Origin of the sequence: Nocardioides nitrophenolicus, assembly GCF_016907515.1 — a bacterium.
Lineage (GTDB): Bacteria > Actinomycetota > Actinomycetes > Propionibacteriales > Nocardioidaceae > Nocardioides > Nocardioides nitrophenolicus.
In genome coordinates, this window is the sequence record NZ_JAFBBY010000001.1 from 722878 (window position 1) to 748014 (window position 25137).

The 25137-nt window shown below is 73.6% G+C and carries 22 protein-coding genes; 10 read left to right on the forward strand and 12 right to left on the reverse strand.

Features of this window, described 5'->3' with window-relative positions; genetic code table 11:
- Positions 1-44 precede the first annotated feature (44 nt).
- The 5 genes from JOD66_RS03480 to JOD66_RS03500 form a co-directional block, all read right to left on the reverse strand.
- Positions 45-212 (reverse strand): putative WhiB-interacting protein, encoded by a 168-nt coding sequence (locus JOD66_RS03480; protein ID WP_174245198.1) that lies wholly within the window; start codon positions 210-212, stop codon positions 45-47.
- Between the two features lie 51 nt (positions 213-263).
- On the reverse strand, positions 264-530 hold the full coding sequence (locus JOD66_RS03485) for a WhiB family transcriptional regulator (RefSeq protein WP_204835543.1): 267 nt from the start codon (positions 528-530) through the stop codon (positions 264-266).
- 150 nt (positions 531-680) lie between these two features.
- On the reverse strand, positions 681-965 hold the full coding sequence (locus JOD66_RS03490; protein WP_204835544.1) for a hypothetical protein: 285 nt from the start codon (positions 963-965) through the stop codon (positions 681-683).
- 156 nt (positions 966-1121) lie between these two features.
- On the reverse strand, positions 1122-3197 hold the full coding sequence (locus tag JOD66_RS03495; RefSeq protein WP_204835545.1) for an ATP-dependent DNA helicase UvrD2: 2076 nt from the start codon (positions 3195-3197) through the stop codon (positions 1122-1124).
- A gap of 93 nt (positions 3198-3290) precedes the next feature.
- A complete protein-coding gene (locus JOD66_RS03500) occupies positions 3291-4658 on the reverse strand; it encodes a TolB-like translocation protein (protein WP_204835546.1) in 1368 nt (455 codons plus the stop codon).
- Between the two features lie 167 nt (positions 4659-4825).
- Between JOD66_RS03500 and JOD66_RS03505 the strand changes: the two genes are divergently transcribed.
- Entirely contained in the window at positions 4826-5071 is a 246-nt protein-coding gene (locus JOD66_RS03505) for a mycoredoxin (protein WP_204835547.1), read from the forward strand.
- Between the two features lie 52 nt (positions 5072-5123).
- Here the strand turns inward: JOD66_RS03505 and nudC are convergent, their stop codons facing one another.
- Positions 5124-6038, reverse strand: a complete 915-nt coding sequence (gene nudC, locus JOD66_RS03510; RefSeq protein ID WP_204835548.1) for an NAD(+) diphosphatase — start codon at positions 6036-6038, stop codon at positions 5124-5126.
- 79 nt (positions 6039-6117) lie between these two features.
- Between nudC and JOD66_RS03515 the strand changes: the two genes are divergently transcribed.
- A complete protein-coding gene (locus JOD66_RS03515; RefSeq protein ID WP_204835549.1) occupies positions 6118-6621 on the forward strand; it encodes an OsmC family protein in 504 nt (167 codons plus the stop codon).
- Positions 6622-6640: 19 nt separating this feature from the next.
- Here the strand turns inward: JOD66_RS03515 and JOD66_RS03520 are convergent, their stop codons facing one another.
- Positions 6641-9853, reverse strand: a complete 3213-nt coding sequence (locus JOD66_RS03520) for an ATP-dependent helicase (RefSeq protein ID WP_204835550.1) — start codon at positions 9851-9853, stop codon at positions 6641-6643.
- Positions 9850-13098: an ATP-dependent helicase gene (locus JOD66_RS03525; protein ID WP_307823273.1), complete on the reverse strand. Its 3249-nt coding sequence runs from the start codon at positions 13096-13098 to the stop codon at positions 9850-9852. Before JOD66_RS03525 ends, JOD66_RS03520 begins: the two co-directional genes overlap by 4 nt.
- A gap of 537 nt (positions 13099-13635) precedes the next feature.
- Here JOD66_RS03525 and JOD66_RS03530 point away from each other — a divergent pair.
- Together JOD66_RS03530 and tpx are read left to right on the forward strand one after the other, a co-directional pair.
- Positions 13636-16167 carry an SCO7613 C-terminal domain-containing membrane protein gene (locus JOD66_RS03530; RefSeq protein WP_204835551.1) on the forward strand — a complete coding sequence of 844 codons (2532 nt, stop codon included), beginning with the start codon at positions 13636-13638 and terminating at the stop codon, positions 16165-16167.
- A 34-nt stretch (positions 16168-16201) separates the two neighbouring features.
- Positions 16202-16693 carry a thiol peroxidase gene (tpx, locus tag JOD66_RS03535; RefSeq protein WP_204835552.1) on the forward strand — a complete coding sequence of 164 codons (492 nt, stop codon included), beginning with the start codon at positions 16202-16204 and terminating at the stop codon, positions 16691-16693.
- A 16-nt stretch (positions 16694-16709) separates the two neighbouring features.
- Here tpx and JOD66_RS03540 read toward each other — a convergent pair whose 3' ends face one another.
- Positions 16710-17024 (reverse strand): MGMT family protein, encoded by a 315-nt coding sequence (locus JOD66_RS03540; protein WP_204835553.1) that lies wholly within the window; start codon positions 17022-17024, stop codon positions 16710-16712.
- Between the two features lie 346 nt (positions 17025-17370).
- Complete coding sequence (gene moeZ, locus JOD66_RS03545) at positions 17371-18579, reverse strand: adenylyltransferase/sulfurtransferase MoeZ (RefSeq protein ID WP_204835554.1); 1209 nt, start codon at positions 18577-18579, stop codon at positions 17371-17373.
- Between the two features lie 163 nt (positions 18580-18742).
- Between moeZ and JOD66_RS03550 the strand changes: the two genes are divergently transcribed.
- From JOD66_RS03550 to JOD66_RS03565, 4 genes are all read left to right on the forward strand, one after another.
- Positions 18743-19387: a TetR/AcrR family transcriptional regulator gene (locus tag JOD66_RS03550; RefSeq protein WP_307823274.1), complete on the forward strand. Its 645-nt coding sequence runs from the start codon at positions 18743-18745 to the stop codon at positions 19385-19387.
- Positions 19388-19435: 48 nt separating this feature from the next.
- Entirely contained in the window at positions 19436-19666 is a 231-nt protein-coding gene (locus JOD66_RS03555; protein ID WP_141798006.1) for a DUF3107 domain-containing protein, read from the forward strand.
- A gap of 67 nt (positions 19667-19733) precedes the next feature.
- The gene (locus JOD66_RS03560; RefSeq protein ID WP_204835556.1) at positions 19734-20543 is read left to right on the forward strand and encodes a PP2C family protein-serine/threonine phosphatase; all 810 of its coding nucleotides are present in this window, start codon (positions 19734-19736) and stop codon (positions 20541-20543) included.
- Positions 20544-20570: 27 nt separating this feature from the next.
- Positions 20571-20942 (forward strand): hypothetical protein, encoded by a 372-nt coding sequence (locus JOD66_RS03565; RefSeq protein WP_204835557.1) that lies wholly within the window; start codon positions 20571-20573, stop codon positions 20940-20942.
- 8 nt (positions 20943-20950) lie between these two features.
- Here the strand turns inward: JOD66_RS03565 and ligD (JOD66_RS03570) are convergent, their stop codons facing one another.
- Positions 20951-21868, reverse strand: a complete 918-nt coding sequence (ligD, locus tag JOD66_RS03570) for a non-homologous end-joining DNA ligase (RefSeq protein WP_204835558.1) — start codon at positions 21866-21868, stop codon at positions 20951-20953.
- Complete coding sequence (gene ligD, locus JOD66_RS03575; RefSeq protein WP_307823275.1) at positions 21868-22806, reverse strand: non-homologous end-joining DNA ligase; 939 nt, start codon at positions 22804-22806, stop codon at positions 21868-21870. Before ligD (JOD66_RS03575) ends, ligD (JOD66_RS03570) begins: the two co-directional genes overlap by 1 nt.
- Positions 22807-22841: 35 nt before the next feature.
- On the opposite strand from ligD (JOD66_RS03575), the gene ku reads away from it, so the two are divergent.
- Together ku and JOD66_RS03585 are read left to right on the forward strand one after the other, a co-directional pair.
- Complete coding sequence (gene ku, locus JOD66_RS03580; protein ID WP_204835559.1) at positions 22842-23753, forward strand: non-homologous end joining protein Ku; 912 nt, start codon at positions 22842-22844, stop codon at positions 23751-23753.
- Positions 23754-23923: 170 nt separating this feature from the next.
- Positions 23924-25123, forward strand: coding sequence for an HNH endonuclease signature motif containing protein (locus tag JOD66_RS03585; RefSeq protein ID WP_204835560.1), 1200 nt, complete (start codon positions 23924-23926; stop codon positions 25121-25123).
- Positions 25124-25137: the final 14 nt, after the last annotated feature.

The following is a 25137-nucleotide window of genomic DNA, read 5'->3' on the forward strand; positions in this document are numbered from 1 at the left end:
GGAGGTTTCGGAGAATTCCGGTCTCGCTGGTCCGCGACGCGGACTCAGAGTGCGCGAGCGAGGGCGAGACGAGCCTGCTGCGCTGCACGCTCGGCCTTGCGGCTCAAGCGGCGGGCGCGGGCCATCCTGCTGGCCGCGCGCAGCTGCTGCGCCTCTCCCAGGCGCATGGCCATGTGGGCACGCGCCAGGTCTTCGTTCATGAACTGGGTCATCTCAAGCTCCAAGGGAAAGTGGTGGAAACGGTGGAAGGGTGGTCGGTGGCACTACGCCGCGGCGTCCTTGCGCGGGCGGCCCCGGGGCCGCTTGCGCGGGATCACCACGCCGGCCAGGAACAGCTCGCCGCCCCAGACGCCCCACGGCTCGCGCCGCTCCAGGGCGCCGGACAGGCACATCGCCTGGACCGGGCAGTCCAGGCACAGCGCCTTCGCGGCCTCGACGTCCGACGGGGACTCTGCGAACCACAGCTCCGCGTCGTTCAGCCGGCACGGCAGCAGCTCGTCCAGCGTCGGCTCGAGAACACTGGTCGTCATCTGCTTTTCACCTCCTCAACTTCTGACCTGATCGCGTTGTCATTTCGGGTGGGGATCCGGACTTCGCGTATCTCGGTCTGAGAAGTACGAAGGCCGCGGATCCCGGTCTGTTCGGGTTCCGCGGCCTGGAGGCTGCCGAGCTGAGCTGGGTCAGATCGGTGGGCTCCAGGCTGGGAGACCCGGGACGTAGGCGGCGTTGGCGCCACGGTGGTCCGTGCCGGCGATGCGCTCCCGCTTGGCGGCCGTGCTCGCGAGAGCGAGCGGCGCGCCGGCGAACGGCGCAAAAGCGGTCGCAACCGTGGCCGGACGCACGGCGATGCCCTGGACCTCGAGGGTCGCGAGGGCAGAGGTGGCGCAGCCGAGGGTCACGGGCAGCACGGGCTGCCAAGCGGACGTCATCACCGGGAAGACCGGGTTCATCGTCATGTTCTCCATCAGGGCCACCTCCTTCGGTGCGTGTGGGCGCCAGCCTTGTCAGAGCTGTGGTGCGCGGTGGAACTTGCCTGACGACCGTAATGGCCGGTCAACGAGGCGCGCAAATCATTTATCGGTGTTTTTCGAGGTTTTTTCGAAACCCGCCTCCGCGGGCCCTCAGCCGCCCTCGGCGACCAGGGCGAGGACCGCGTCGCCGTAGCGCTCGATCTTGCTCGGCCCGACCCCGTTGACCTTCGCGAGCGCCGCCATCGAGGAGGGCTTGTGCTCGGCGATCAGCTCCAGCGTGGCGTCGGTGAAGACGACGTACGCCGGCAGCGGCTTGCCGTCCTCGCCGGCCTCGCGCGCCGTCTCGAGGCGCCAGGCCTTGAGCCGCTCGAAGAGCGCCTCGTCGTAGCGGACCGGGTGGTGGGCGCAGCGCCCCCGCTTCTTCTCCGCGGCCGTGGTCAGCGGCTGGAGGCAGTCGCGGCAGCGGGCGACCTTCGTGCGGCCGCGAGTCTGCTGAGGCTGCTGGCCGGCCGGGAGCATCGGCACGATGAACCGCGACGGCTGGCGGCGCGGCGCCTGGCCCGGGTTGCGGGCCGCGGCCCAGGACACCATCAGCTCGCGCCGAGCCCGGGTCATGCCGACGTAGAGCAGCCGGCGCTCCTCCTCGACCGCGTCGGGCCGGGCACCGTCCTGCTCGGCGTAGACGATCGGGACCGTGCCGTCCTGCACCCCGCAGCAGAACACGGCGTCCCACTCCAGGCCCTTGGCGGCGTGGAAGGTGGCCAGGGTGACCCCGTCGGCGGTGGGGGCATGCTGCTCGGCGGCGCGCCGGTCGAGCTCGTCGACGAAGGCGGCCATCGAGGCCTCGAGGCCGCGCTCGGTCGCGAACTCCTCGGCCTGGTCGGCCAGGGCCTGGAAGGACTCCCACCGGTCGCGGACCTGGCCTCGCGAGGTCGGCGGCTCGGCGGTCCAGCCCATCGCCCCGAGCACGTCCTTGACGACCTGCAGCCACGGGCTGCCGTCGCCCTCACCCGAACGGGCCGCGCCCCGCAGCCGGGTCACCGCCTCGAGCACCTCGCGCCGCTCGAAGAAGCGCGCGGCGCCGCGCACGACATAGGGGATCCCCCGATCGGCCAGCGCGTCCTCGAAGGTCTCGGACTGGGCGTTGATCCGGAACAGCACCGCCATCTCGCCGTAGGGCGTGCCGGCCCGCTGCAGCCGCAGGATCCGGTCGGCGACGCTGCGCGCCTCGGCGACCTCGTCGGGCTCCCCGACGTAGCGCACGGTCGAGCCGGACGGCTGCTGCGAGCGCAGGTCGACCCCGGCGCTGGGGGTGCCGGAGAGCAGCGTGTTGGCGGTCTCGACGATCTGGGGGGTCGAGCGGTAGTTGCGGACCAGCTCGATGGAGCTGGTGCCGGGGTAGCGCTTCGGGAAGTCGCGCAGGTAGTCGGCGTCGGCGCCGGCGAAGCTGTAGATCGTCTGGGCGGGGTCGCCCACGACGCACAGCTCGTCGCGCCCGCCGAGCCACAGGTCGAGCAGCGCCGACTGGAGCGGCGAGACGTCCTGGAACTCGTCGACGACGAACCACTTGTACTGCCGGCGCACCTGCGCGGCGACCCGCTCGTCGGAGGCGAGCACGCCGGCGGTCAGGAGCAGCACGTCCTCCATGTCCATCCGCCCCTGGTCGCGCTTGACCAGCTCGTAGGCGTCGATCACCCGGCCGATCGCCTCCGGCGTCTGGTCGGCGACCGAGCGGCCCTTGGCCGGCGCGATCCGCGGGTAGTCGTCGGCCCCGACGTTGCTCACCTTGGCCCACTCGATCTCGGAGGCGAGGTCGCGCAGCAGGGCCTGTTCGGCGCGGATGCCGAGGTGGCGGCAGGCGGCGGCGAGCATCGGGATCTTGGACTCGGTCAGAGTCGGCAGCTCGGTGCCGTGGACGTGGGGCCAGAAGTAGCGCAGCTGGCGCAGCGCCGCACTGTGGAAGGTGCGCGCCTGCACGCCCGGCGCCCCCAGCTGGCGCAGCCGCTGACGCAGCTCGCCGGCGGCACGGGTGGTGAAGGTGACCGCCAGCACCTCCGTCGGCGCGTAGACGCCCGCCATCACGCCGTGGGCGATCCGGTGGGTGATCGCCCGGGTCTTGCCCGTGCCCGCACCCGCCAGCACCCGCACCGGTCCCCGCAGCGTCTCCGCGACCTGCCGCTGCTCGGGGTCGAGCGCGGAGAGGAGTCGTTCGATGGACTCGGACATGGCGGCGGGCGCTCCTTCGGGGGCTGCGTCGATGGGGTTCGGTGGGGTGGAAACCAACCTAGACGCAGCCCCCGACACGAGGTCACCGACGGGTCAGCGGCGGACCTTGACCGCGCCCGACGTCGCCGATCGGTCGGCGTACCCGCCACGGTGGACGGTCACCCGGACCTGGATCCGCCTGCCACGGTCGGCCTTGCCGAGCTTGTAGGTCGCACCGGTGCGCCCCGGCACCACCTTGCCGTTGCGCAGCCAGGCGTAGGACACCGACGTGGGCGCGGGCGCCCAGGTGCCGGCGCTCGCCCGCAGCCTCCTGCCCGCCCTCGCCTTGCCGGACAGGACCGGCGCCTTGGCGAGGTCGAAGGCGTGGCTCGCGCTCCCACCACCGCCGCCGCCCGCACCGCCACCGGGACCGCCGGCCGGCGGGGCCGACAGCGCGGCCGGGGACCAGTCGGGCTCCGTGCCGCCCGCCGCGATCCGGCTCAGGGTGGTGCCCTCGGCCGAGCAGGCGGCGAGCCCGCGCGCGACCCACAGGTCGCCGCCCTCGCTGTAGACCGCGGAGTCGCTGTCGGGACCGAAGGTCGCGTCGACCGCGACCGGGTGCCCGGCCTCCGGGGTGACGTAGCACTCCGGGTTCGCCGTCGGCTTGCCCGGCGTGCCCGTGCGCGGGTCGCCCACCGTCGTCTTCATCGCGAACCCGGCGCCGCTGACGCCGAACAGCACCCGCTTGCCGTCGCGCGACACCTCCGGCTCCACGAGCTCCACGAACCGGCCGAAGATGTCGTCGGAGAAGAACCAGGGCCGCGCCGCCTGCCCCAGGTCGCCCAGGTGGACGTCGCCGTTCTTGTCGAGCGTGACCCTGCTGTCGCTCACCCAGGCGGGCTGGTAGCCGAGCATGATCCCGTACTTGTCGGGTCCCGACCACTGGGCGGCATCGGTGAAGCTGGTCGCCGCCTCGGTCTCGAACCAGCCGCCGTTGCCGTAGCGCTCCAACCGCAGCTGGCTGTACGCGATCTTGGTGCCGTCGGGCGAGATCTCCGCGCCCTGGACCGGGCTGATCGTGACGGTGTCGTAGTCCGGCACGAAGATGTCCTCGGGCACGATCCGGTTGAGGACCACGCCGTCCTGGCCCATCCGGACGATGGTCCTGCCCTTCATCACCGCGATGACGCCGCCGTCGGACATCGTCGGGTGCTCGTACGGCGTCGCCTCGGTCCCGTCGGTCGTCACCGCCCGCTGGCCGCTCCCGTCGGGCCGGGTCAGCCAGACGTTGAACGCGTGGATGAACACGATCGAGCCGTCGGCCGCGGTCGCCGCCGGGGTGGCGCGGGCGGCCTCCCCCGTGGTGATCGTGACGGTGGGGTCGGTCGGGGTCGCCGCCGACGCCGGGTGGGCGAGCGAGAGCAGCGCGGCCGTCGCCAGGGCGCTCACCGAGAGCAAGGCGGCGGGACGGGTGCGGGACATCGGTACTCCTCGTGGACGGGGGTGGGTCGCCCCGACCGTCCCGGGCCCGGTGTCCCGGTGGTCAGTGGCGCGTGTCCCGACCTGCGTCCCGGGTCGCCCCACGGAACAAGTCCACCGCCTCCATGGTTGAGTGGAGCGAGCCCGACCCGACCGGAAAGAGCCCCCCGATGACCTTCACGATGTACACCACTCCCTGGTGCGGCTACTGCCACCGCCTCAAGAGCCAGCTGGACCGCGAGGGCATCGCCTACGAGATCGTCGACATCGAGGCGCAGCCCGAGGCGGCTGCGATCGTCGAGTCCGCCAACAACGGCAACCAGACCGTCCCCACCCTCGTCTACGCCGACGGCACCGCGCAGACCAACCCCAGCGTGGCGCAGGTCAAGGCGAAGCTCGAGGCGCTCGCCGTCTGATCGCCCGACGCCGCCCGGCCGCCGGGCCGCCGGGCCGCCGGGCCGGCCGGCGTCACCAGCTCCCGGGCAGGGTGCCGCCGTACCAGTCCTCGATCAGCGAGCGGCTGATCGAGATGCCGCTGCCGGGCAGCACCAAGGTGCCGTCCTCGGCCTGGCTGAGCATCTCGGCGCGGGTGAACCAGCGCGCGTCCTCCACGTCCGCGTCGTCGAGCCGGATCTCCTCCGAGACGGCCCGGCCGTGGAAGCCGAGCATCAGGCTGGACGGCAGCGGCCACGGCTGGTTGCCGAAGTAGCTCACCTCGCCGACGACGACGCCGGTCTCCTCGAGCACCTCGCGGCGCACCGCGTCCTCGAGCGACTCCCCCGGCTCGCAGAACCCGGCGAGGGTCGAGTAGCGCCCCGCCGGCCAGTTGTGGTTGTGGCCGAGCAGGCAGCGCTCCTCGGGCGAGCCGGGCTCCCCGGCCGCGATCAGCATGATCACCGCCGGGTCCGAGCGCGGGAACTGCGGCCGGCCACAGTCCGCGCACACCAGCTCATGGCCGGCCGCCCGCGCCACCAGCGTCCCGCCGCAGCGCGGGCAGAACCGGTGCGCCCAGTGCCACTCCGCCAGGCCGATCGCGTGGAACACCAGCGGCGCCTGGTCGACCTGCGCACCGCTGAGGTGGGGCAGCAGCCCGCGCAGCGCCACCCACCGCTCCGGCTCGGCCTGGGCGACCTCGCCCGGGACGATCACCGCCCACCAGGTCACGCCGCCACGCTCCCCGAGCAGCACCCGCACCCCGTCCGGCGCGTCCGCCGTCGACACCCACTCCAGGCCCGCCTCGCCCGGCCGCACCCGGGTGCCGGCGATCACCAGGACCCGGCCGGCCGGGTCCGACCAGCGCTGGTCCAGCCACGCGTCGTCCGTGCGGAGCAGGCCCAGCCGGTCGTGCGGGTCGGCGGCCAGGGACTGGTGCGGGTACGTCACGGTCCGAGCCTAGGGCGCGGGCTCAGGACACCTCGCCACGCCCCGGGACGGCCCGGCCCTGCCCGGCCTACGCTGACCCATGGACGCCAGCACCCTGCGGGCCGCTCAGGCACCGCTGAAGGACCGCTACCGCTCCGACCCGCCGTCGGCGCGCACCCCCACCACCGCGACCGGCGACTACCGCACTCCGGACGTCACCGCCACCATCGACGGGTACACCGGACCGGTGCGCGCCGGGCTGCACCCCGCCACCGGTGGCGACGGCGGCGACGCCTGCTCGGCCGACCTGCTGCTCCAGGCGGTGCTCGCGTGCGCCGGGGTCACCTTGCGGGCGGTGGCGACCGCGATGGACGTCGAGGTCCGCTCCGCGCGGCTGCGGGCCGATGGCTGGTGGGACGCCCGCGGCACGCTCGGCATCGACCGGGAGGCGCCCGTCGGGGTCCAGGACATCGTCGTCACCCTTGCCCTCGACACCGATGCGGACGACGCCGCCCTGGGCCGTCTGGCGACCGCGACCGAGCGCTACTGCGTGGTGGGCCGCAGCCTCGCCCAGCCGCCGGAGATCCGGGTCGTGCGCGCCTGACCCGGGACTCGCCGCGGTCTCACCGGAAGAGGGCCTCCACCTCCTCCCTGGTCGGCAGCTCGCGCGGCTCCACGACCCGACCGGTGCGGACGTAGTAGAACGCGGCCCGCACCCGGGCCGGGTCGAGGTCGTGGAGCTCGGCCCAGGCCAGCCGGTAGAGCGCGAGCTGGAGCGGATCGGCGTCCTCGTGGGCGCCGGTCTTCCAGTCGACGACCAGGAACGAGCCGTCGGGCTCCTGGTAGACCGCGTCGATCCGGCCACGGACGACCTGTCGCCGGCCCTCGCCCCGGTCGAGCACGAGCGCGAACGGAGCCTCCACGGCGTGCGGCTCGCGGTTGCCGAACGGCCCCTCCTCGAACCGGCCGACCAGCTCCTTGAGATCGGCCTCGTCGTCGATCCCGACGTCGGCCCGCCCCGACAGCTCGTCGGGGTCGAACAGCCCCTGCTGCCCGAAGCGCGCCTCGACCCAGGCGTGGAACCGGGTGCCGAACCGGGCCGCCGGGGCCGGCGGGCGCGGCATGGGGCGCGCCAGGTCGCGGGCGAAGCCCTCGGGGTCCTCCCGCAGCCGGCTCAGCGCGGTCGCCGACAGCGAGGTCGGCAGCTCGACGGTGATCTGGGAGGACCGGTCGGCTCGGGCCTCCGCCAGCAGGCGCTCGATCTCGGCGTCCCAGTCGGCCACCCGCGCCGCGTCGATCAGGTCGAGGTCGAGGTCCTCGTCGAGCGACGGGTCGGCGGCGGCCACCCGGGCGGCCGCGTCGAGCCGGCGGGCGGTCTCGGCACCGACGCCCTCGACCGGCCAGGGTCGGGAGGGGTCGATGGAGTCGAACGGGTTGGTGGCGCCCTTCTCGGGCTTGTCGCGCCACTCGACGTCCTCACCCCAGGCCGCGCAGAGGTCGCGGATCGTCGCCTGGAAGGTGGAGGGGCCGTAGGGGCTCTTGCGGGTCCCCCACAGGAACGAGGTCACCCAGAGGTGGTGCTCCGGTCGGGTGAAGGCGACGTAGCCGAGCCGCAGCTCCTCCTCGGCCTCGTGCTCGCGGGTCGCGACGCGATAGGCGTCGAGGGCCGGCTTGTCGTGACCGGCGAGCTGGGGCAGGTCGGCGGCGTCACCGCGCAGTGGCGCGGGCAGGACGCTCGGCGAGGAGGTCCACAGCGACCGGCCCTGGGTGCTGGGGAAGCGTCCCTCGCCGACCCCGACGCAGAAGACCGTGGCCCACTCCAGTCCCTTCGAGCGGTGCACCGTCAACAGCTTGACCGAGTCGGCCTCGGAGGGGGTGGCGACCTCCAGTCCGTTGCCGGCCTCGTCCTCGGCGGTGAGCCAGGCGATCAGGGCGGGCAGGGTGACGTCGCCGTCGACGGCCTGGAAGTCGGCGACCGCCTTCACGAACAGGTCGAGGTTCTCGCGGCGCGCGGCCGCGGCGGCGCTGACCGACGAGGCGAGCTCGACGTCGACACCGGTGACGTCGATGATCCGGCGGACCAGGTCGAGCAGCGGCTCCCCGATCGCCGCCCGCAGCTGGCGCAGCTCGGCGCGCAGCAGGCCGAAGCGCTCCCGCGCCTCGGGTGAGTAGGGCGCCTCGCCGGGGTCGGCGAGCGCGTCGTCGAGGCACGGGATCTCGGCGGGGTCGATCCCGTCGGCGATGGCGACGAGCTGGTCGTGGATGGTCTCCGCGTCCTGCCGCCCGCCCCGGCCGACCAGCTCCAGCGCCCGCTGCCCCAGCAGCCGCAGGTCGCGGGGACCGACGGCCCAGCGGGGACCGGCCAGGAGGCTGAGCAGCGAGGCGTTGTCGGTGACGTCCTGGACGAGCTTGAGCGTCGCGACGACCGTGGCGATCTCGGGCAGCCGGACCAGGCCCGCCAGCCCGACGATCTCGACCGGGACATCAGCGCCGGTGAGGGCGTCGAACACGGCCTCGCCGTGCTGGTTGTCGCGGCTCAACACCGCGATCCGGCCCCAGGGCGTGCCGGCGGCATGGGTGGCCCGCACCTCCTCCACCAGCCAGGCGAGCTCGTCGAGGTGGGTCTCGAAGACCTTGACCCGCACCGAGCCCGGAGCGCTCGAACCGTGCTCGAGCGCGGCCACCTTGTCGCCGTAGGTGGCCATCAACGGCGCCGCGAGGGTGTTGGCGACGTCGAGGATCCGGGTGTCGGAGCGCCGGTTGACCGTCAGCGGGAGCACCGGCACCGGGCTGCCGTCGGCGGCCGGGAAGACCTCCGGGAAGTTGATGATGTTGGAGACCGAGGCACCGCGCCAGCCGTAGATCGCCTGGTTGGGGTCGCCGACGGCCATCACCGCGTGTCCCTCGCCGAAGAGCCGGGCGAGCAGGGTCGCCTGGGCCACCGAGGTGTCCTGGTACTCGTCGAGCAGCACCACCTTGAACCGCTGGCGCTCGGCCCGTCCCACGTCGGGCTGCTCGTGCGCCAGCCGCGCGGTGAGCGCGATCTGGTCGCTGAAGTCCATCAGCCCCAGGTCGGCCTTGAGCCGTCGGTACGACGACACCAGGCCCATCAGCTCGGCCCGGCGGTCGATGACGTCGATCGCCTTCTGGATCTCGCCGAGGTAGGTCTTGCGGGCCTTGCCGTCGCGCTCGACGACGAGCGCGCGCTCGAACGAGGCCCGCTCCCCCTCGTCGAAGGCGAGCACGTCGGAGGGACCGACGAGGTGCTCGCTCATCGCCCCGTCGAGGGCGAGCAGGTTCTGGATCACCGTGGGCGGGTGGTCGGACAGCTTGGCGACGGCGCCGTCGTAGCGGTCGACGGCGCGGGCGCCGAGCTGGTAGCGGGCGGCGTCGGTGATCACCCGGGTGTCGGGCTCGTGCCCGATCCGCAGGCCGTGGTCGGTGAGCAGCGCGGCGGCGTAGGCGTTGTAGGTGGCGACCGTCGGCTCGAGCACCTCGGCGTCCTCGTCGACCGGCGCGGTCGCGGAGCGCTGGACGTCGAGCACGCCCGCCGCGAGCAGCGCGGCGCGCACCCGCTGGCGCAGCTCGGCGGCGGCCTTGGTGGTGAAGGTGAGGCCCAGGATCTCCTCGGGCCGCACCTGACCGGTCAGCACGAGGTAGACGACCCGCGCGGCCATCAGCGTGGTCTTGCCGGAGCCCGCGCCGGCGATCACCACGACCGGCGACAGCGGCGCGGTGATCGCGCGCCACTGCTCGGGGCTCGGCGGGAAGTCCGCCTTCATCGCGCGCTGGAGGTCCTCGGGGGTGCGGATCTCGGTGGGCAGCGGGCTGGTCATCGCTCCACCACCGAGCCCGGGCTCTTGACCGGGCAGAGCGGCACGAACCCGCAGTCGCGGCAGTGGTCACCGGGCACCGCGGGGAAGGTCTCCTCGCGCAGCAGCCGGGCGACGCCGTGGATCCGGGTCCGCAGGGCCGCGCGCTCCGGACCGTCGGGGGCGTGGGCGTCCTGGGCCTGCCGGGTGATCTCGGAGGTGCCGTCCTCGAGACCGAGCTGGATCAGCTCGGCTCCTCCGCTGACCAGGCCGGTCAGACCCTCGTCGGGACGGTCGAGCGCCCCCGCGTCGACGGCGTACTGGTAGAGGGCGAGCTGCACGTGGTCGCGCACGGCCGGCCCGGAGGGCTTGCCGCGGCCGGTCTTCAGGTCGACCACGATCACGGCGCCGCTGCCGTCGATCTCGACGCGGTCGGCGTAGCCGTGGATGCGCACGGGCGTGCCGTCGTCCATCGTCACGACCGTCGCGAAGCGGGCCTCGGTCGCCAGCACCCGGCGTGGGTTCTGCTCGTGCCAGGTCAGGAAGCGGGCCAGGGCGCTGCGGACGCGCTTGTGCTCGCGCTCCTTGGACCAGGGAGTGCGGAAGTCGAGCCGGTCCCACACCCGGTCGACCTCCGCCATCAGGACGTCGAGGTCGGCGGCCACCGACCCGTCGGCGACCCGCTCGGCCAGGGCGTGGACGAGCTGGCCGAGGTTGGCGGACTGGTGGGACCGGACGACCCCGCCGGCCTCGTTCTCCAGGAACCAGCGGGCCGGACAGCTCGCGATCGCGTCGAGCACGCTCGCGGAGATCGGCACCGGCTGGTCGGTGGCCCGGATCGGCTCGGCCGACCTCGAGAGCCCCCGGGTGCCCCACCAGGTCGCCGGGTCGGCCGACGGCACCAGCGTGCGGCGGCCCGAGGACTCACCGGCCAACCGCGCCAGCCGGCGCGCCGCCGCGGCACGGAGCGGCTCGGGGGCATCGGGATCGGCGAGGGTGCGCCGCAGCTCGGCGACCAGCCCGGGCAGCGACAGCGGCCGCGGCGGGCGCCCACTGAGCGCGACGATGTGGTCGCGGTCGGGGACCAGCTCCTCGAGGAAGCGCGACGGCTGCTCGCCCTCGTCGTCGGGCGAGGCCACCGCCGTGACGACCAGCCGCTCGCGGGCGCGGGTGCAGGCGACGTAGAACAGCCGCCGCTCCTCGGCCAGCAGCGCTCGCGCCGTCACTTCGGGGAGGAGTACGCCGGGTCCGATCCGGTCGGCGCGCAGCAGGCTGCTGCGCAGCCGCAGGTCGGGCCACCCGCCGTCCTGGACGTGGGCGACCACGACCAGTCGCCACTCGAGCCCCTTGCTCCGGTGGGCGGTGAGCAACCGGACCGCGGCGCCCCGGGCGCCCCGGTCGGCGAGGGTGTCGGCGGGGATCTCCTGCTGGACCAGGCCGGCGAGGAAGGACGCGGCGGCGAGGTGCTCGCGGCGCTCCTCCATCCGGCCGGCGAGGTCGAAGAGGGCGCACACCGAGTCGAGGTCGCGGTGGGCGCGCCGCGCCGCCGCGCCACCGGCCTCGACCGCGCGACGCAGCCGCGCGGGCCAGCTGGTGCCGGCCCAGAGGGTCCACAGCAGCTCCTCCGCGCTCGCTCCGGCGGCGGCCTCCTCGCGGGCACGGAGCAGCAGCCGGGTGAGCTCGCGGGCCCGGTCGGCCTCCGGCGCGTCGAGCCCGTCGAGGGTGGTCGCGTCGACCACCGCGAGCCGCACCAGCTCGCGCGAGCTGCGGGGCGTGCCGCCGGACTCCTGGCAGGCGGCCTTCTCCCGGATCCGCAGTTGGCGCGCCAGCCGGCGCACGTCACCCGCGTCGAGGCCGCCGAGCGGTCCGGTGAGCAGCGCCTCGGCGCGCCCGGCGTCGAGGTAGCCGACGTCGCCGGGGTCGTCGTTGTCGAGGTTGATCACCGCGCGCAGGGCATCGAGCAGGGGCAGCACCGCGGGATCCCGGGCGAGCGGGATCTCGTCGCTCGCCACCTCGACCGGCACCCCGGCCGCGCCGAGCGCCCGGCGGAGCGGGGCGATGGTGGCCCGGCCGGAGCGCACCAGCACCGCCATCTCGTCCCAGCCGATGCCGTCCTCGAGATGAGCCCGCCGCAACAGGTCGGCCAGCCGGTCGGCCTCGGCGCGCTCGGTGTCGAAGGTGAGAACCTCGACCCGGCCGTCGCCGTGGGGTCCGGGCTCGCACTCGGGGGCGAGGAATGCCTCGCGGGCGCTCTCGGGGATCGTGCCCGGGAGGCCGATGCGGCCGGCCACCCGCTGCGCGGCGAGCTGGATCCGCATCCCGAACCGCCGGGTCGTCCGCAGCGCGACCACGTCGGCGGCCCGGCCGTCGGCCTGGGGGAACTCGGTCGGGAAGTCGAGGATGCCGCGCACCTCGGCACCGCGGAAGGCGTAGATCGACTGGTGGGGATCGCCGACCACCACCAGGTCGCGACCGTCGCCCGCGATGGCCCGCAGCAGCGCGACCTGCCCGGGGTCGGTGTCCTGGTACTCGTCGACGAACACGTGGCGGAACTGCTCGCGCAGCTCGGCGCGGTTGGCCTCCGCCTCGATCCGGGCCCGGCGGATCAGGTCGGCGTAGTCGGTGGCGCCCAGGGAGTCGAGGGAGGTGAGGTACTGCTCCAGGAACAGGCCCGCCGCCACGAACTCGTCGATCCCCTCGGCCTCGCCCAGCCGGAGCAGCTCGTCGCCGTCGAGGCCCTTCTCGCGGGCCCGGCCGAGCACCGCGTGCACCTCGCGGGCGAAGCCTCGGGTGGCCATCGCCTGGCGGAACCGCTCGGGCCAGCGCACCGACTCGGGGTGGTCGGCGAGCAGCTCGCGCAGCACGACGTCCTGCTCCGGCGCGGACAGCAGACGGAGCGGCGCTTCGTAGAGGCCGGCCGGGGCGTAGCGCCGGACCAGGGAGTAGGCGAAGGAGTGGAAGGTCGAGCTCAGCTGGGTGCCGGTCGTGCGGCCGAGGCGGGCGGTGACCCGGTCGCGCAGCTGGTCGGCCGCCTTGCGCGAGAAGGTCAGCGCGAGCACCTGGTCGGGCCGCGCCCCGCGCCGCTCGATCCGGTCGACGATCGCCTCGACGAGAGTGGTGGTCTTGCCCGTGCCGGGTCCGGCCAGGACGAGCAGCGGCCCACCCGGGTGGTCGACGACCTGGCGCTGGTGCGCGTCGAGGACCGGCACCGACGCCGCCGGCGGCGCCGGGGCGAAGTGGTAGCTGGTCGGAGCAGTCGTGGTTTCCACGGACGCCACTCAACCACCCCCTCCCGACACAATCGCGGTGGTCCTGGCTCGGAGGGAAAAAGGTGAAGGGCCCTCGTGAGTATGAGTCACAAGGGCCCTTCGGGTTGACCGGTACTGGTGACGCTCCCGGTCGATCATCCGGCTGCTGCGATCCCGCGAGCCTCGTCACCCGGCTCGCGCGGCCGGCGTCCCCGTGAGGGGCCGCCTCGCTCCGACCCGAAGGTCTCGGCCTGGCCGGCTGGATCGACGCCTTCCGGCTGATCCCGCTCTCCCGGAGGAGTGCGTGGGAGAAGTTCTACGCCCGTCCATCGACCCGCCGCAAGGGGTTTCCCCCAGGTTTTTCGAGGGTTTCTCGTTGTCCACCGACCCTCGGCGTGTCCTCCACAGCGGGCCCCGACCTTCTCCACAGACGGGCGCGCGTCCTCCCCAGGCGGTGGGAATTCCTGTGGACAAGTCGGCGCCCTGAGTATCGGCACTCAGCGAGAGATGAGTCCCCGCCGACTGTCGGAGGAGGACGCGAGATGGCGCAATGGACCCATGCGCTATGCCGACCCGCTGCTCTGCCCCGACTGCCGCACGACCCTCCCGTCCGGCGCGCCCGTGTGCCCCACCTGCCAGCTGCTGGTCCGTCACCCGCTGGCCGTGGACCTGTTCGGCACCCTCCAGCGGGCCGACGGGCTCCTCGCCCGGCTGCGGACCGAGAGCGACGCCTTCCACGCCCGGCCGGCCCCGGCCACCGCCGCCGCCGCGCCCGCGGCGACCGCGGCGACCTCCCTCGGCGGACCACTCGCCCCGCCGGCCGCGCCGATGCCGGCCAAGCGCGCCCCCTCGGCCGGCCTGCCGTCGTACCCGCCTCCGGCGCCGGCCGTCGCCCCGCGCCCCACCGGCGTCTCGTCCGCCTCGGTCCCGAAGATCCTGCTCGGGCTCGGGGCGTTCTGCCTGCTCGTGGCGGCGGTGATCTTCCTGACGGTGACCTGGTCCTCGCTCGGGGTCAGCGGGCGCACCGCCGTCCTCGCCGGGCTCACCCTGACCGCGGGCGCGTCCGCCCTGCTGCTCCACCGGGTCGGGCTGCGGATCGCCGGCGAGTCATTGGTCGTCGTCGCGCTCGGGATGCTGGCCCTCGACGTCGTGGGCGCCGGTGCGGCCGGCTGGTTCGGCGAGGCCGGCGGCGCCACCGTGGCCTGCGCGACCGGCGCCGTCGTCGCCCTGGCGGCCATCGCCCTCGGCCTGGTCCGGGTCTCCGGCCAGCCCCGGCTGGTCGCGCCGCAGGTGATCGCGGGCCTCGGCCTCCTCATCGCGTACGCCGGCGCGGTCGCCGCCAGCGACCACTGGCTGGTCGCCGGTCACGTCGTCACCGGGGTCGCCCTGGCCGTCGTCCTGCTCGGCCGCCTGGCCCTCGCGCCCGCCCTGCTCTGGAGCAGCGCCGCCGCGGCCGCCGTCGCCTGGGTCGGCACCGCCGGTGCCGGGTTCGTCGAGTCGGCGCTGACGCCGGACCTCCACCAGCTGTGGGCCGAGGGCTCCGGCTGGTCGCTGCTGGTCAGCGCCGCTGTCCTGCTCGCGCCCGGCGTCATCGCCCGGCACCGCGACCTGGTCCTCGCCGGTGCGAGCGGCGCCGCGATGCTGGTCACCGTCGTGGTGACCCTGCCCTGCATCGACACCGACGCGCGCACCGTCGGCCTGGTGGCCCTCGGTACGACGGCCGCCTGGGTCCTCGCGCTCGGGCTGCTCTCCCGCCCGGCCCGCGTCGTCGCCATCGCGCCGTCCGCCGCCGGGAGCCTGGTGCTCCTCGGGCTGGCGCTCGAGACCGTCGGCACGGCGCTGGACCGCTGGGACCGTGTGCGGGATGTCTTCGGCCAGCCGTTCGGCGTACGGCTGACGACGCCCGACGCGGCCACCGAGCCGCTGCTGCTCGTGCCGTCCGTGCTGACCGTGCTCGCCTGCATCGCGGTGGCCGACCGCGACCGCACCCGGCGCTCGCTGCCCGTGTGGGGCCGGGCCGCGGGCCTGGTCGCGGGTGTCGGCGTGGCCGCCACCGTCGCGTCGTACGACGTCGCGCTGGCCGCACCGCTCGCCGTGCTCACGCTGGTCGCCCTCGGCGCGCTCGCCCTCGCCGTGCTGACGAGCGGGGCGGAGGCGATCGCCTGGGCCGCCGTGGGCGCGGCCACGACCGCCGCGGTCGGCCTGGGCGCGCTGCCGAGCGAAGGGCTCACCCTGGTGAGCGTCGCGCCGCTCACCGTCGCCCTGGTCGCGCTCTCGGTGCTCGGCCGGCAGCCGGCGACCCGGGTGATCGCGGGCGCGTCGGCCCCGGCGGCGCTCGGGCTGACCACGGCGGCCGCCGCGATGGTGCTCGGCGACGATCCCGCGTGGGTGTCGGTCCCGGTGCTGCTCGCCGTGGGCGTGCTCGCGCTGGCCCGCCCCCGCCTCGACGTCGAGATCCCGGCGGTCGGGGTGGCGCTCGTCGCGTTCCCGGTCACCCTGGTCGCGGCGGCCGACCCCGGTGGCTACACCGCCCTGTGGCTGACCGTCGCCGGGTGCCTGACCTCGGCGACGGCGCTCCTGCACGAGTCCCGCCGCGGCTGCGCCTACGCGGGCCTGGCGCTCCTGCTGCTCGCCAGCTGGGTCCGGCTCGCCGACCTGGAGGTCACCGCCCCGGAGCCGTACACGCTGCCGCTCGCCGTCGGCCTGCTCGGCCTGGGCCTGGCTCGGCTGCGGCGCTCGGCGGCGGTCGGCACGGTGGAGGCGCTGCTGCCCGGCCTGCTGCTGGGCACCGTCCCCTCACTGCTGTGGGTGCTCCACGAGCCGGTGTCGCTGCGCGCACTGGCCCTCGGCGGCGCCTGCCTGGCGCTCACGATCGCGGGCGCGACGCTGCGCTGGAGCGCGCCGCTGGTCGTCGGCGCGAGCGTGGGCGCGGCGGTGGTGCTGCGCGAGCTGGGGCCCTACGCCGGCGAGTTCCCGAAGTGGGTCTGGATCGGCCTCGCGGGCACCCTGCTGACCGTCGTCGGCATCACCTGGGAGCGCCGCCTCCGCGACGTGCGCGAGGCGGTCGGGTTCCTCGGTCGGCTCCGGTGACGGGCGGCTCGTGTCGACCTGCTAGACAAGACGCATGGCTACCACTGCACTCGGGGGGAACCCCGTCAACACCGTCGGCGACCTGCCCGCCGTCGGCTCCGCCGCCCCGTCGGTCTCCCTGGTCGGCGCCGACTTCGGCTCCGTCACCCTCCCGGAGGGCCAGCGCACGGTCCTCAACATCTTCCCGAGCATCGACACCGGCGTGTGCGCCGCCAGCGTGCGGAAGTTCAACGAGCTCGCCGCCGGCCTCGACAACACCGCCGTCATCAACGTCTCCCAGGACCTGCCGCCGGCGCTCGGCCGGTTCTGCGGTGCCGAGGGCATCGACAACGTCCAGGTCGGCTCCGCCTTCCGCTCCTCCTTCGGCGAGGACTACGGCGTGAAGATGACGGACGGCAAGCTGGAGGGCCTCTTCGCCCGCTCGATCGTCGTGCTCGACGCCGACGGCACCGTGCTCCACTCGCAGCTCGTCCCCGAGATCGCGACCGAGCCCGACTACGACGCCGCCGTCGCGGCGCTCGCCTGAGCCAGGCCTCCGGGGGCTAGTCCCCGGTCTCCGGGTCCCAGAAGGCCCGGCGCATGTCGAGGGCGCCGCTGCCGCTGCGCAGCGGCGTCCCCTCGGCGAGATAGAGCTCGCGCGCCCGGTCGCCGTGGCTCGGTGGGAGCGTGCCGTCGGCGCGCACCACCCGCCACCACGGCACCGGCGCGCCGTACCGCGCCATCACCGACCCGACCTGGCGCGGCCCCCCGCCGGCGACAGCCGCCACCGCGCCGTACGTCGTCACCCGGCCCGGCGGGACCTGCTCGACCAGCTCGAGCACCCGCTCGACGTACCCCTCGTCCACGGACCCGATCATGCCCTGGCCCCCGGACAGCGGAGAGCCCCGCCCGGCCGGACGGGGCTCTCGGTGCTCCCTCGGTGCGGCCCGGGTCGTGGTCCCGGGCGCCCTCCGATTGGTGCGACGCGGCGGTGCGGCCGCGTGCCCTGACCAACGACGACGTCGCGTCGCGGTCACGGCGTTCGGCGTGTCGGGCGGTTCTCGACGGCGGATCTTCGCCGTAACCCTTGCGCGACACCACGATCTTCGTGTGGGCTACGTCACGACGCCGGAAGTTCCGGGAGCCGGCGGGAATGCACCGGGGACGAGAACGGGCCCCGCGATCCGATTCGGATCGCGGGGCCCGTTCGACGCGCGGAGGTGCTCAGTACGACGGCTGGCTCGGGTCGATCTGGTTGACCCAGGCCACGACGCCGCCGCCCACGTGGACCGCGTCGTCGTAGCCGGCACCCTTGACGATCGCCAGGCACTCGGCCGAGCGCACGCCGCTCTTGCAGTGCAGCACGACCTGCTTGCCGGAGTCGACCGGCGGCAGCTGGCCGAGGGCGGTTCCGTTGAGGAAGTCGCCCTTGGGGATGAGGACCGCGCCCGGGATGTGGTTGATCTCGGCCTCGGCGGGCTCGCGCACGTCGACCAGGACGAAGTCGCGGCTGCCCTCCTCCTTCTCCTTGATCATGGAGGCGAGCTGGGTCACCGAGATGGTGGCGTCGACCGCGGCGTCGGCGGCCTCCTCGGAGATCGCGCCGCAGAAGGCGTCGTAGTCGATCAGGCCGGTCACCGTGGGGTTCTCGCCGCACAGCGCGCAGTTGGGGTCCTTGCGGACCTTGAGCTTGCGCCACTCCAGCTCGAGGGCGTCGTAGATGACGAGCTTGCCGATGGCCGGCTCACCGGCGCCGATCAGCAGCTTGATCGCCTCGTTGACCTGGATCGAGCCGATCGACGCGCACAGCACGCCCAGCACGCCGCCCTCGGCGCAGGAGGGGACCATGCCCGGCGGCGGGGGCTCGGGGTAGAGGCAGCGGTAGCAGGGGGCGTCGTCGGCCATGGTGGGCGCGAAGACGGAGGCCTGGCCGTCGAAGCGGTAGATCGAGCCCCACACGTAGGGGATCCCGAGGAAGTACGCCGCGTCGTTGACCATGTAGCGGGTGGCGAAGTTGTCGGTGCCGTCGACGATCAGGTCGTAGCCGCGGAAGACGTCCATGACGTTGTCGTTGTCGAGGCGCTCCTCGTGGAGGACCACGTCGACCAGCGGGTTGATCTCGAGGATCGACTCCTTGGCCGAGAGGCCCTTGGCCTTGCCGAGGTCGGACATGCCGTGGATCACCTGGCGCTGCAGGTTGGACTCGTCGACCTCGTCGAACTCGGCGATGCCGAGGGTGCCGACGCCCGCGGCGGCCAGGTAGAGCAGCGCGGGGCTGCCGAGACCGCCGGCGCCGATGACCAGCACCTTGGCGTTCTTGAGGCGCTTCTGGCCGTCCATCGCGACGTCGGGGATGATCAGGTGACGGCTGTAGCGGCGGACCTCGTCGATGGTCAGCTCGGCGGCCGGCTCGACCAGCGCGGGAAAGCTCACGGTGTTGCTCCTCGAGTACTGCTCGGTGGATGGGGGGCCTGGGCGCAACGCTGCGGCGGCCCGGGCTGTTCCCTCGATGCGTCCATGGTCCCTGCCGGCTCCAAGGCCCGGGCGCCACGTCCCGCCATCCGGACCCCGGCTACTTGCGAGTAGTCTCGGATGCGTGGTGACCGAGCAGTTCGACCTGGACGAGCCGCGGCCGCGCGGCGTACGACTCCCGCGGCGTGAGCGACGTGCTCAGCTGCTGTCCGCAGCCCTCGAGGTGTTCGTCGCCCAGGGCTACCACGCCGCGGCGATGGACGACATCGCCGAGCGGGCGGGCGTGTCCAAGCCGGTGCTCTACCAGCACTTCCCCGGCAAGCTCGAGCTCTACCTCGCCATCCTCGACGCCGCGTGCGACTCGATCATCGCCAACTGCCGGCGGGCGCTGGAGTCCACCCAGGACAACAAGCAGCGGGTGGCCGCCGCGATCGACGCCTTCTACGCCTACGTCGGCCACGACACCGGCGCCTTCCGCCTGGTGTTCGAGTCCGACCTGACCAGCGAGCCCGCCGTGCGCGGGCACGTCGACCGGGTCACGACCGAGTGCGCGGCGATGATCGCCAACGTCATCGAGGACGACACCAACCTGCCGGCCGCGGCCTCCCAGCTGCTCGCCGTCTCCCTGGTGGGAATGGCGCAGGTCAGCGCCCGGTTCTGGCTGACCGAGAACGAGGGCGCGATGGCCGGCCTGAGCCGTGACGAGGCCACCGCGCTGGTGGCCGGGCTGGCGTGGCGCGGCATCCGGGGCTACCCGCTCGAGCACTAGGACAGCGCCACTAGGCTTGCGCCGTCCCCACCAACGAGGAGTGTGACCATGACCGTCGAGGTCAAGATCGGTGTCCAGAACACCGCCCGTGAGCTCGTCATCGAGACCGACGAGTCCAACGAGGCCGTCGCGAAGCTGGTGGCGGACGCCATCGCCGCGGCCGACGGCGTGATCACGCTGACCGACACCAAGGGCAAGGTCACCGTCGTCCCCGCCGCCAAGCTCGCGTACGTCGAGATCGGCCGCAGCACCTCCGGCCAGGTCGGCTTCCGCTCCTGACCCCCGGCGGGAACTCCGCGCCCCCTCCCGGGCGTTGAACAGGCACGACCCCGGGAGGTGAGCGACGGTGCTCCAGTTCCGCTTCGCCGCGCGCAGCGAGACCGGTCGCGTGCGCCTCGAGAACGAGGATGCCGGCTTCGCGGGTCCCTACCTGCTCTGCGTCGCCGACGGGGTCGGCGGGGCCGAGGCCGGTGAGGTGGCCTCGGCCACCACGTCCTATGTCGTGAGCGCCCGGGCGCTCGCCCATCCCGGCCACGAGCCGGCCCGGCTGCTCGGCGCGGCGACCCGCGAGGCGCACGTCCAGCTCGCCGCCGGGATCGCCGCCGACCCCCGGCGGGCCGGGATGGCGACCACGCTGACCGCCGTGCTCACCGACGGCATCCACACCGCGCTCGCCCAGGTCGGCGACTCGCGCGCCTACCTGCTGCGCGACGGCGAGCTGAGCCAGCTCACCCACGACCAGACCCTGGTGCAGTCCATGGTCGACGCCGGACACCTGACCCCCGACCAGGCCGCGGCGTCGCCGTACCGCAACGTGGTGCTGCACGCCGTCGACGGCGAGCACGTCCCCGACCCCGACCTGCTGCTGCTCGACCTGCGGTCCGGTGACCGGCTGCTGCTGTGCAGCGACGGCCTCACCGACGTGCTCTCCCCCGCCGCGATCGCGCTCGGCCTCGGCCTCGACAGCCGGTCCATGGCCGCCGACCGGCTGGTGCTGGCCGCGCTCGACGGAGGCAGTCGCGACAACGTGACGGCGATCGTCGCCGACGTGGTCGACGCGCCGGCGATCGCGGCCAACGGCCTGGTGCTGGGCGCGGCCACGGACCTGGCGAACGTGGTCGACCCGGCCGCCGTCCGGCCGCTGCGCTCCGCCTGAGCGATCCGGCGGGCCTACACTGGGAGGGTGAGCGCGAAGCGGTCCTATGAGTACGCGCGCCTGTGGGTGCCGCTGTACGACGCTGCCGCGCTCACCGTCACCCGCCCGGTCTACCTGATCGAGGCCGCCGACGGCTTCGAGGGCGTCGCCGCGGAGAAGAACACCACGCTGATGGGACTGTTCACCGAGCTCGGCCGGGCCGGTTGGCGGATCGACACCACGCCGCAGCGGGTCGACCACCCGTCGCCGGAGTTCCAGATGCTCATCGACGCCACGCTCGACGAGGCCGACCACGCGGTCTCGCCCGACGAGGTCGCCCACGCCGTCGGCTCCGGCGGCGACCCGGCCGGCGCGGTCACCGAGTTCGACGTCTACCCGATGCGCCGCCGGCTCTCCTGAGCGCTGCCTCAGGCGAAGAGGTCGCCGTACTCCTCGACCCGCTCCAGCACCTGAGCCGGCGTGAACTGGTCGAGGCCGAGCGGGTCCTCCGCCCCCTCGGCGACCTCGTCCCAGCCGACCGGGGTGGCGACCTGGGGGCGCGGCGTGCCGCGCAGCGAGTACGGCGCGACCGTGGTCTTCGACCCGGCGTTCTGGGACCAGTCGAGGAACACCTTGCCGCGGCGCCGGGCCTTGGTCATGGTCGCGGTGACCAGCTGGGGGTGCGCGGCCTGCAGCTCCTCGGCGATCTCCTTGGCGAGCTCGCTGGTCTCCGCCGAGGGCAGCGGCTCGGCGAGCGGCGCGTACAGGTGCAGGCCCTTGCTGCCGCTGGTCACCGCGACGGCGGCGAGGTCGCGGGCGGCCAGCGCCTCCTGGACGTGGAGGGCCACCTGGCAGCACTCGTGCAGGCCCGCGGGCTCACCGGGGTCCAGGTCGATGACGAGCCGGTCGGCGCCGACCGGCTCGTCGTCCGCGTCGACGGTCCACTGGTGGACGTGCAGCTCGAGCGCGGCGAGGTTGACCGCCCAGACCAGGGTCGGCAGGTCCTCGATGATCGGGAAGACGAGCGTGTCGCCGTGCCGGCTCGGACCCCGGCTGCCGGTGGTCGGGACCTCGGCCGTGCGCACCCAGCTCGGCGTGCCACGGGGGGCGTTCTTCTCGAAGAAGCTGAGGTCGCCGACGCCGTGGGGCCAGCGGATCCGGGTGACCGGGCGGCCGGCGAGGTGCGGCAGCAGCGCCGGCGCGACGCGCACGTAGTAGTCGAGCACCTCGCCCTTGGTGGTGCCCGTGCTCGGGTACAGCACCTTCTCCAGGTTGGTCAGTCGCAGGGTGCGGCCCTCGACGTCGACGTGGACCTCGGTCTGGGGGTGCTCGGCCTTCTTGGGCATCACAGGTCCTCGGGGGTCAGGTCGGCGCGCACGCCCTGGTACGACGGCTGCCGGAGGCGCTCGTAGCCGAGCCCGTGGGTGTCGACGTCGACGACCACCACCGGCTCGACCCAGGTGGTCCCCTCGGCGTCGACCCGCGGCACCTCGTCGGCGAACGGACTCGCACCGCGGGTCAGTGGTCCCAGCAGCGCGGCGAGCGCGCGGGACTGCTTCGGGCCGATGCCGGAGCCGACCCGGCCCCGGTAGGCCAGGCCGTCGGCGGTCGGCTCCCCCACCAGCAGCGCGGCCAGCCGGCCGGTCGTGCCCGTCTGCGAGCGCCAGCCGCCCACGACGAACGAGGCGCGGTGCCGGTGGGCGAACTTCAGCCAGTGGTGGGTGCGCTCCCCCGGGCGGTACGGCGAGTCGCGGCGCTTGCTGACGATGCCCTCCAGCCCCTGGGCGCGGGTCGCCTCGCGGAGCATCGCGCCGTCGTCGTACTCGGCCGGGACCTGCCAGCCGGACCGGCCCAGGTCGAGCTCGGCCAACCGGCGCCGGCGCTCGTGGAGCGGCAACGGGCACAGGTCCTCGCCGTCGAGGCGGAGCAGGTCGAAGACCATGTAGGTCACCGGGATCCGCGTGGCGAGGCGGGCCGCGGTCGTGGCGTTGCGGACGTGCATCCGCTCGGCGACCACCCGGAAGTCGGGGAGGCCGCGCTCGTTGAGCGCGATGATCTCGCCGTCGACGACCAGGTCGCGCACGCCCGCCGGCGGCGTGACCAGGTCGGGCCAGGCCGGGGTGATCCGGTTGCCGTTGCGGCTGGTCAGCGTGACCGTCGCGCCGGGACCGCCGTCGAGCGCCGCCAGCGCCCGGACGCCGTCCCACTTGACCTCGTGGCACCACTCCTCGCCCCGGGGGACGTGGGTGCCCGCGGTGGCGAGCATCGGGCGCAGGTCGGGCACGCACTCATCCTGTCAGGAACGGGTAGATTCAACTCATGCGTGCGATCTGGAAGGGGGCCGTGTCCTTCGGCCTCGTCAGCGTGCCGGTCAAGCTCTACAGCGCGACCGAGAGTCACGACGTGTCGTTCCGTCAGGTCCACGCCAAGGACGGCGGCCGGATCAAGTACCAGCGGATCTGCGCCATCGACGGCGAGGAGGTGCCGTACTCCGACATCGCGAAGGGGTACGAGACCGAGGACGGCGAGATGGTCATCCTCACCGACGACGACATGGCCAACCTGCCGACGACCTCCTCCCGCGAGATCGCGGTCGAGAAGTTCGTCCCGAGCGACCAGATCGACCCGCTGCTGTTCGAGAAGTCCTACTACCTCGAGCCCGAGGGCACCGGCGCCAAGCCCTACGCCCTGCTCCGGCAGGCGCTGCTCGACGCCGACCGGATGGCGGTCGTGACCGTCGCGCTGCGCCAGCGCGTGACCACGGCGGTGCTGCGGGTGCGCGAGGACGTGATCGTGCTGCAGACCATGATGTGGCCCGACGAGATCCGCACGCCCGACTTCAGCGTCGAGACCGGCGAGGTCAAGGACGCCGAGGTCAAGATGGCGCACATGCTGGTCGAGACCCTGTCCGGCGACTTCGACCCCTCGGAGTTCGAGGACGACTACGCCGACGCGGTCCAGGCGGTGGTCAAGGCCAAGATCGAGGGCGGCGAGGTGCAGCGCACCGAGACCTCCGCCAAGACCGGCGGCGAGGTGGTCGACCTGCTCGCCGCGCTGCAGCGCTCGGTCGAGGCGGCCAAGAGCTCGCGGGGCGAGGCCGAGGAGAAGCCGGCGAGGAAGGCTGCTGCCAAGAAGGCCCCGGCCAAGAAGACGGCGGCGAAGAAGGCTCCGGCAAAGAAGACCGCGACGAAGAAGACCGCGACGAAGAAGGCGGCCAAGAAGGCGAGCTGACGCTCCGCCGCAGCCGTCCGCGGGCTTCGGCGGTCGGGCTACGGTCCCGGTCGGTCGCTCCAGTCGCCGATCGTGACGTCGACTCTCCACACCCCCTGATCGAGTTTCGGCCTTCCACAGGCGGGTTCCCGCCCCCGGTTTGTGTCGTACGTGGGTGGGACGATCCAGTCATGGATCTCGGAACCCGCTCCCGTTCGACAGCAGCCTTGCTGTGCGGGCTGCGGGCCGAGGTCGAAGGCCGCCAGGCCTCCCTGGTCCGCGACTGGGCGACCATCGCGGAGTGGGCCGGCGACCACGTCGTCACCGGGCCCGAGGGTGCGGCGACGATCACCGAGGGCTATCTCGACACCGGCGTCCCGATCGCCGGCGCGGGTGCACCCCTGGTCGGTGAGTTCGCGTTGATGGAGCTCGTCGCCGTCCTCGGCAGGTCCCCGGATGGCGGGAAGGCCTACGTCGGGCGGGTCATCGAGTGCGCCTGGCGACTCCCGAACGTCTACGACGCCGTGGCCACCGGGAGGTTGGAGCCGTGGGGGGCCGAACGGATCGCCGACCTCACCCACCCCCTGTCCGCCGACGCTGCCTCGTTCGTGGACCGGCAACTCTGGAACGCCTCTGGGGTCGGGTGGGCGCAGCTCGAACGCCTCATCACCGAAGCGATCCTCCGGTTCGACCCCGAACAGGCCGAGACCGACCGGCAGAAGGCTGCCGACCACGGGCACTTCGACATCAGCGAGGTCGACGACCACGGGCTCGTGCACCTCGACGCGCTGATGGACGCCGCCGACGGCCACGACCTCGACCTCGCCGTCGGACGCCGTGCTGACGTGCTGGGGCGGCTCGGCGACGAGTCGTCCTTGGATGTGCGTCGGTCCAAGGCAGCCGCCGAGCTGGCCCGCCAGGACCTCGCCCTGGACCTGTTGATCCCCGACCCGAGACCGGGGAGGTCGTCGCCACCGTCCCGCGAATGGCTCCGCACCCGGCACACAACCATCATCGTGCGACCGGTCATCGACCTCGCCGACCACGTCCCCGTCACGGCCTACGAGATCCCCGACCGGCACAAGACCCGCGTCGCGTTGCGTGACCACACCTGCCGGTTCCCCCACTGCACCCGTCCCTCGAACAGGTGCGACATCGACCACCACCGACCCCACGCCGAGGGCGGGGCGACATGTCCGTGCAACCTGGTCCCACTGTGCCGGCGGCACCACCGCGCCAAGACCCACTCAGCGTGGCGTTACGACATCGTCATCCCCGGCTCGTATGTGTGGATCAGTCCCAGCGGGTTCCGGTTCCGGGTCGACCACCGCGGCACCCACCCCATCCACGACACCAGCGACACCAGCGACACCAGCCCGCCCGACCAGTAGCGACCGAGCCCCAC

Coding starts and splice junctions, on each gene's coding strand:
- JOD66_RS03480 (WP_174245198.1), bottom strand. CDS start 212: ATGACCCAGTTCATGAACGAAGACCTGGCGCGTGCCCACATGGCCATG.
- JOD66_RS03485 (WP_204835543.1), bottom strand. CDS start 530: ATGACGACCAGTGTTCTCGAGCCGACGCTGGACGAGCTGCTGCCGTGC.
- JOD66_RS03490 (WP_204835544.1), bottom strand. CDS start 965: ATGGAGAACATGACGATGAACCCGGTCTTCCCGGTGATGACGTCCGCT.
- JOD66_RS03495 (WP_204835545.1), bottom strand. CDS start 3,197: ATGTCCGAGTCCATCGAACGACTCCTCTCCGCGCTCGACCCCGAGCAG.
- JOD66_RS03500 (WP_204835546.1), bottom strand. CDS start 4,658: ATGTCCCGCACCCGTCCCGCCGCCTTGCTCTCGGTGAGCGCCCTGGCG.
- JOD66_RS03505 (WP_204835547.1), top strand. CDS start 4,826: ATGACCTTCACGATGTACACCACTCCCTGGTGCGGCTACTGCCACCGC.
- JOD66_RS03515 (WP_204835549.1), top strand. CDS start 6,118: ATGGACGCCAGCACCCTGCGGGCCGCTCAGGCACCGCTGAAGGACCGC.
- JOD66_RS03520 (WP_204835550.1), bottom strand. CDS start 9,853: ATGACCAGCCCGCTGCCCACCGAGATCCGCACCCCCGAGGACCTCCAG.
- JOD66_RS03530 (WP_204835551.1), top strand. CDS start 13,636: ATGCGCTATGCCGACCCGCTGCTCTGCCCCGACTGCCGCACGACCCTC.
- tpx (WP_204835552.1), top strand. CDS start 16,202: ATGGCTACCACTGCACTCGGGGGGAACCCCGTCAACACCGTCGGCGAC.
- JOD66_RS03540 (WP_204835553.1), bottom strand. CDS start 17,024: ATGATCGGGTCCGTGGACGAGGGGTACGTCGAGCGGGTGCTCGAGCTG.
- JOD66_RS03555 (WP_141798006.1), top strand. CDS start 19,436: ATGACCGTCGAGGTCAAGATCGGTGTCCAGAACACCGCCCGTGAGCTC.
- ligD (WP_204835558.1), bottom strand. CDS start 21,868: ATGCCCAAGAAGGCCGAGCACCCCCAGACCGAGGTCCACGTCGACGTC.
- ku (WP_204835559.1), top strand. CDS start 22,842: ATGCGTGCGATCTGGAAGGGGGCCGTGTCCTTCGGCCTCGTCAGCGTG.
- JOD66_RS03585 (WP_204835560.1), top strand. CDS start 23,924: ATGGATCTCGGAACCCGCTCCCGTTCGACAGCAGCCTTGCTGTGCGGG.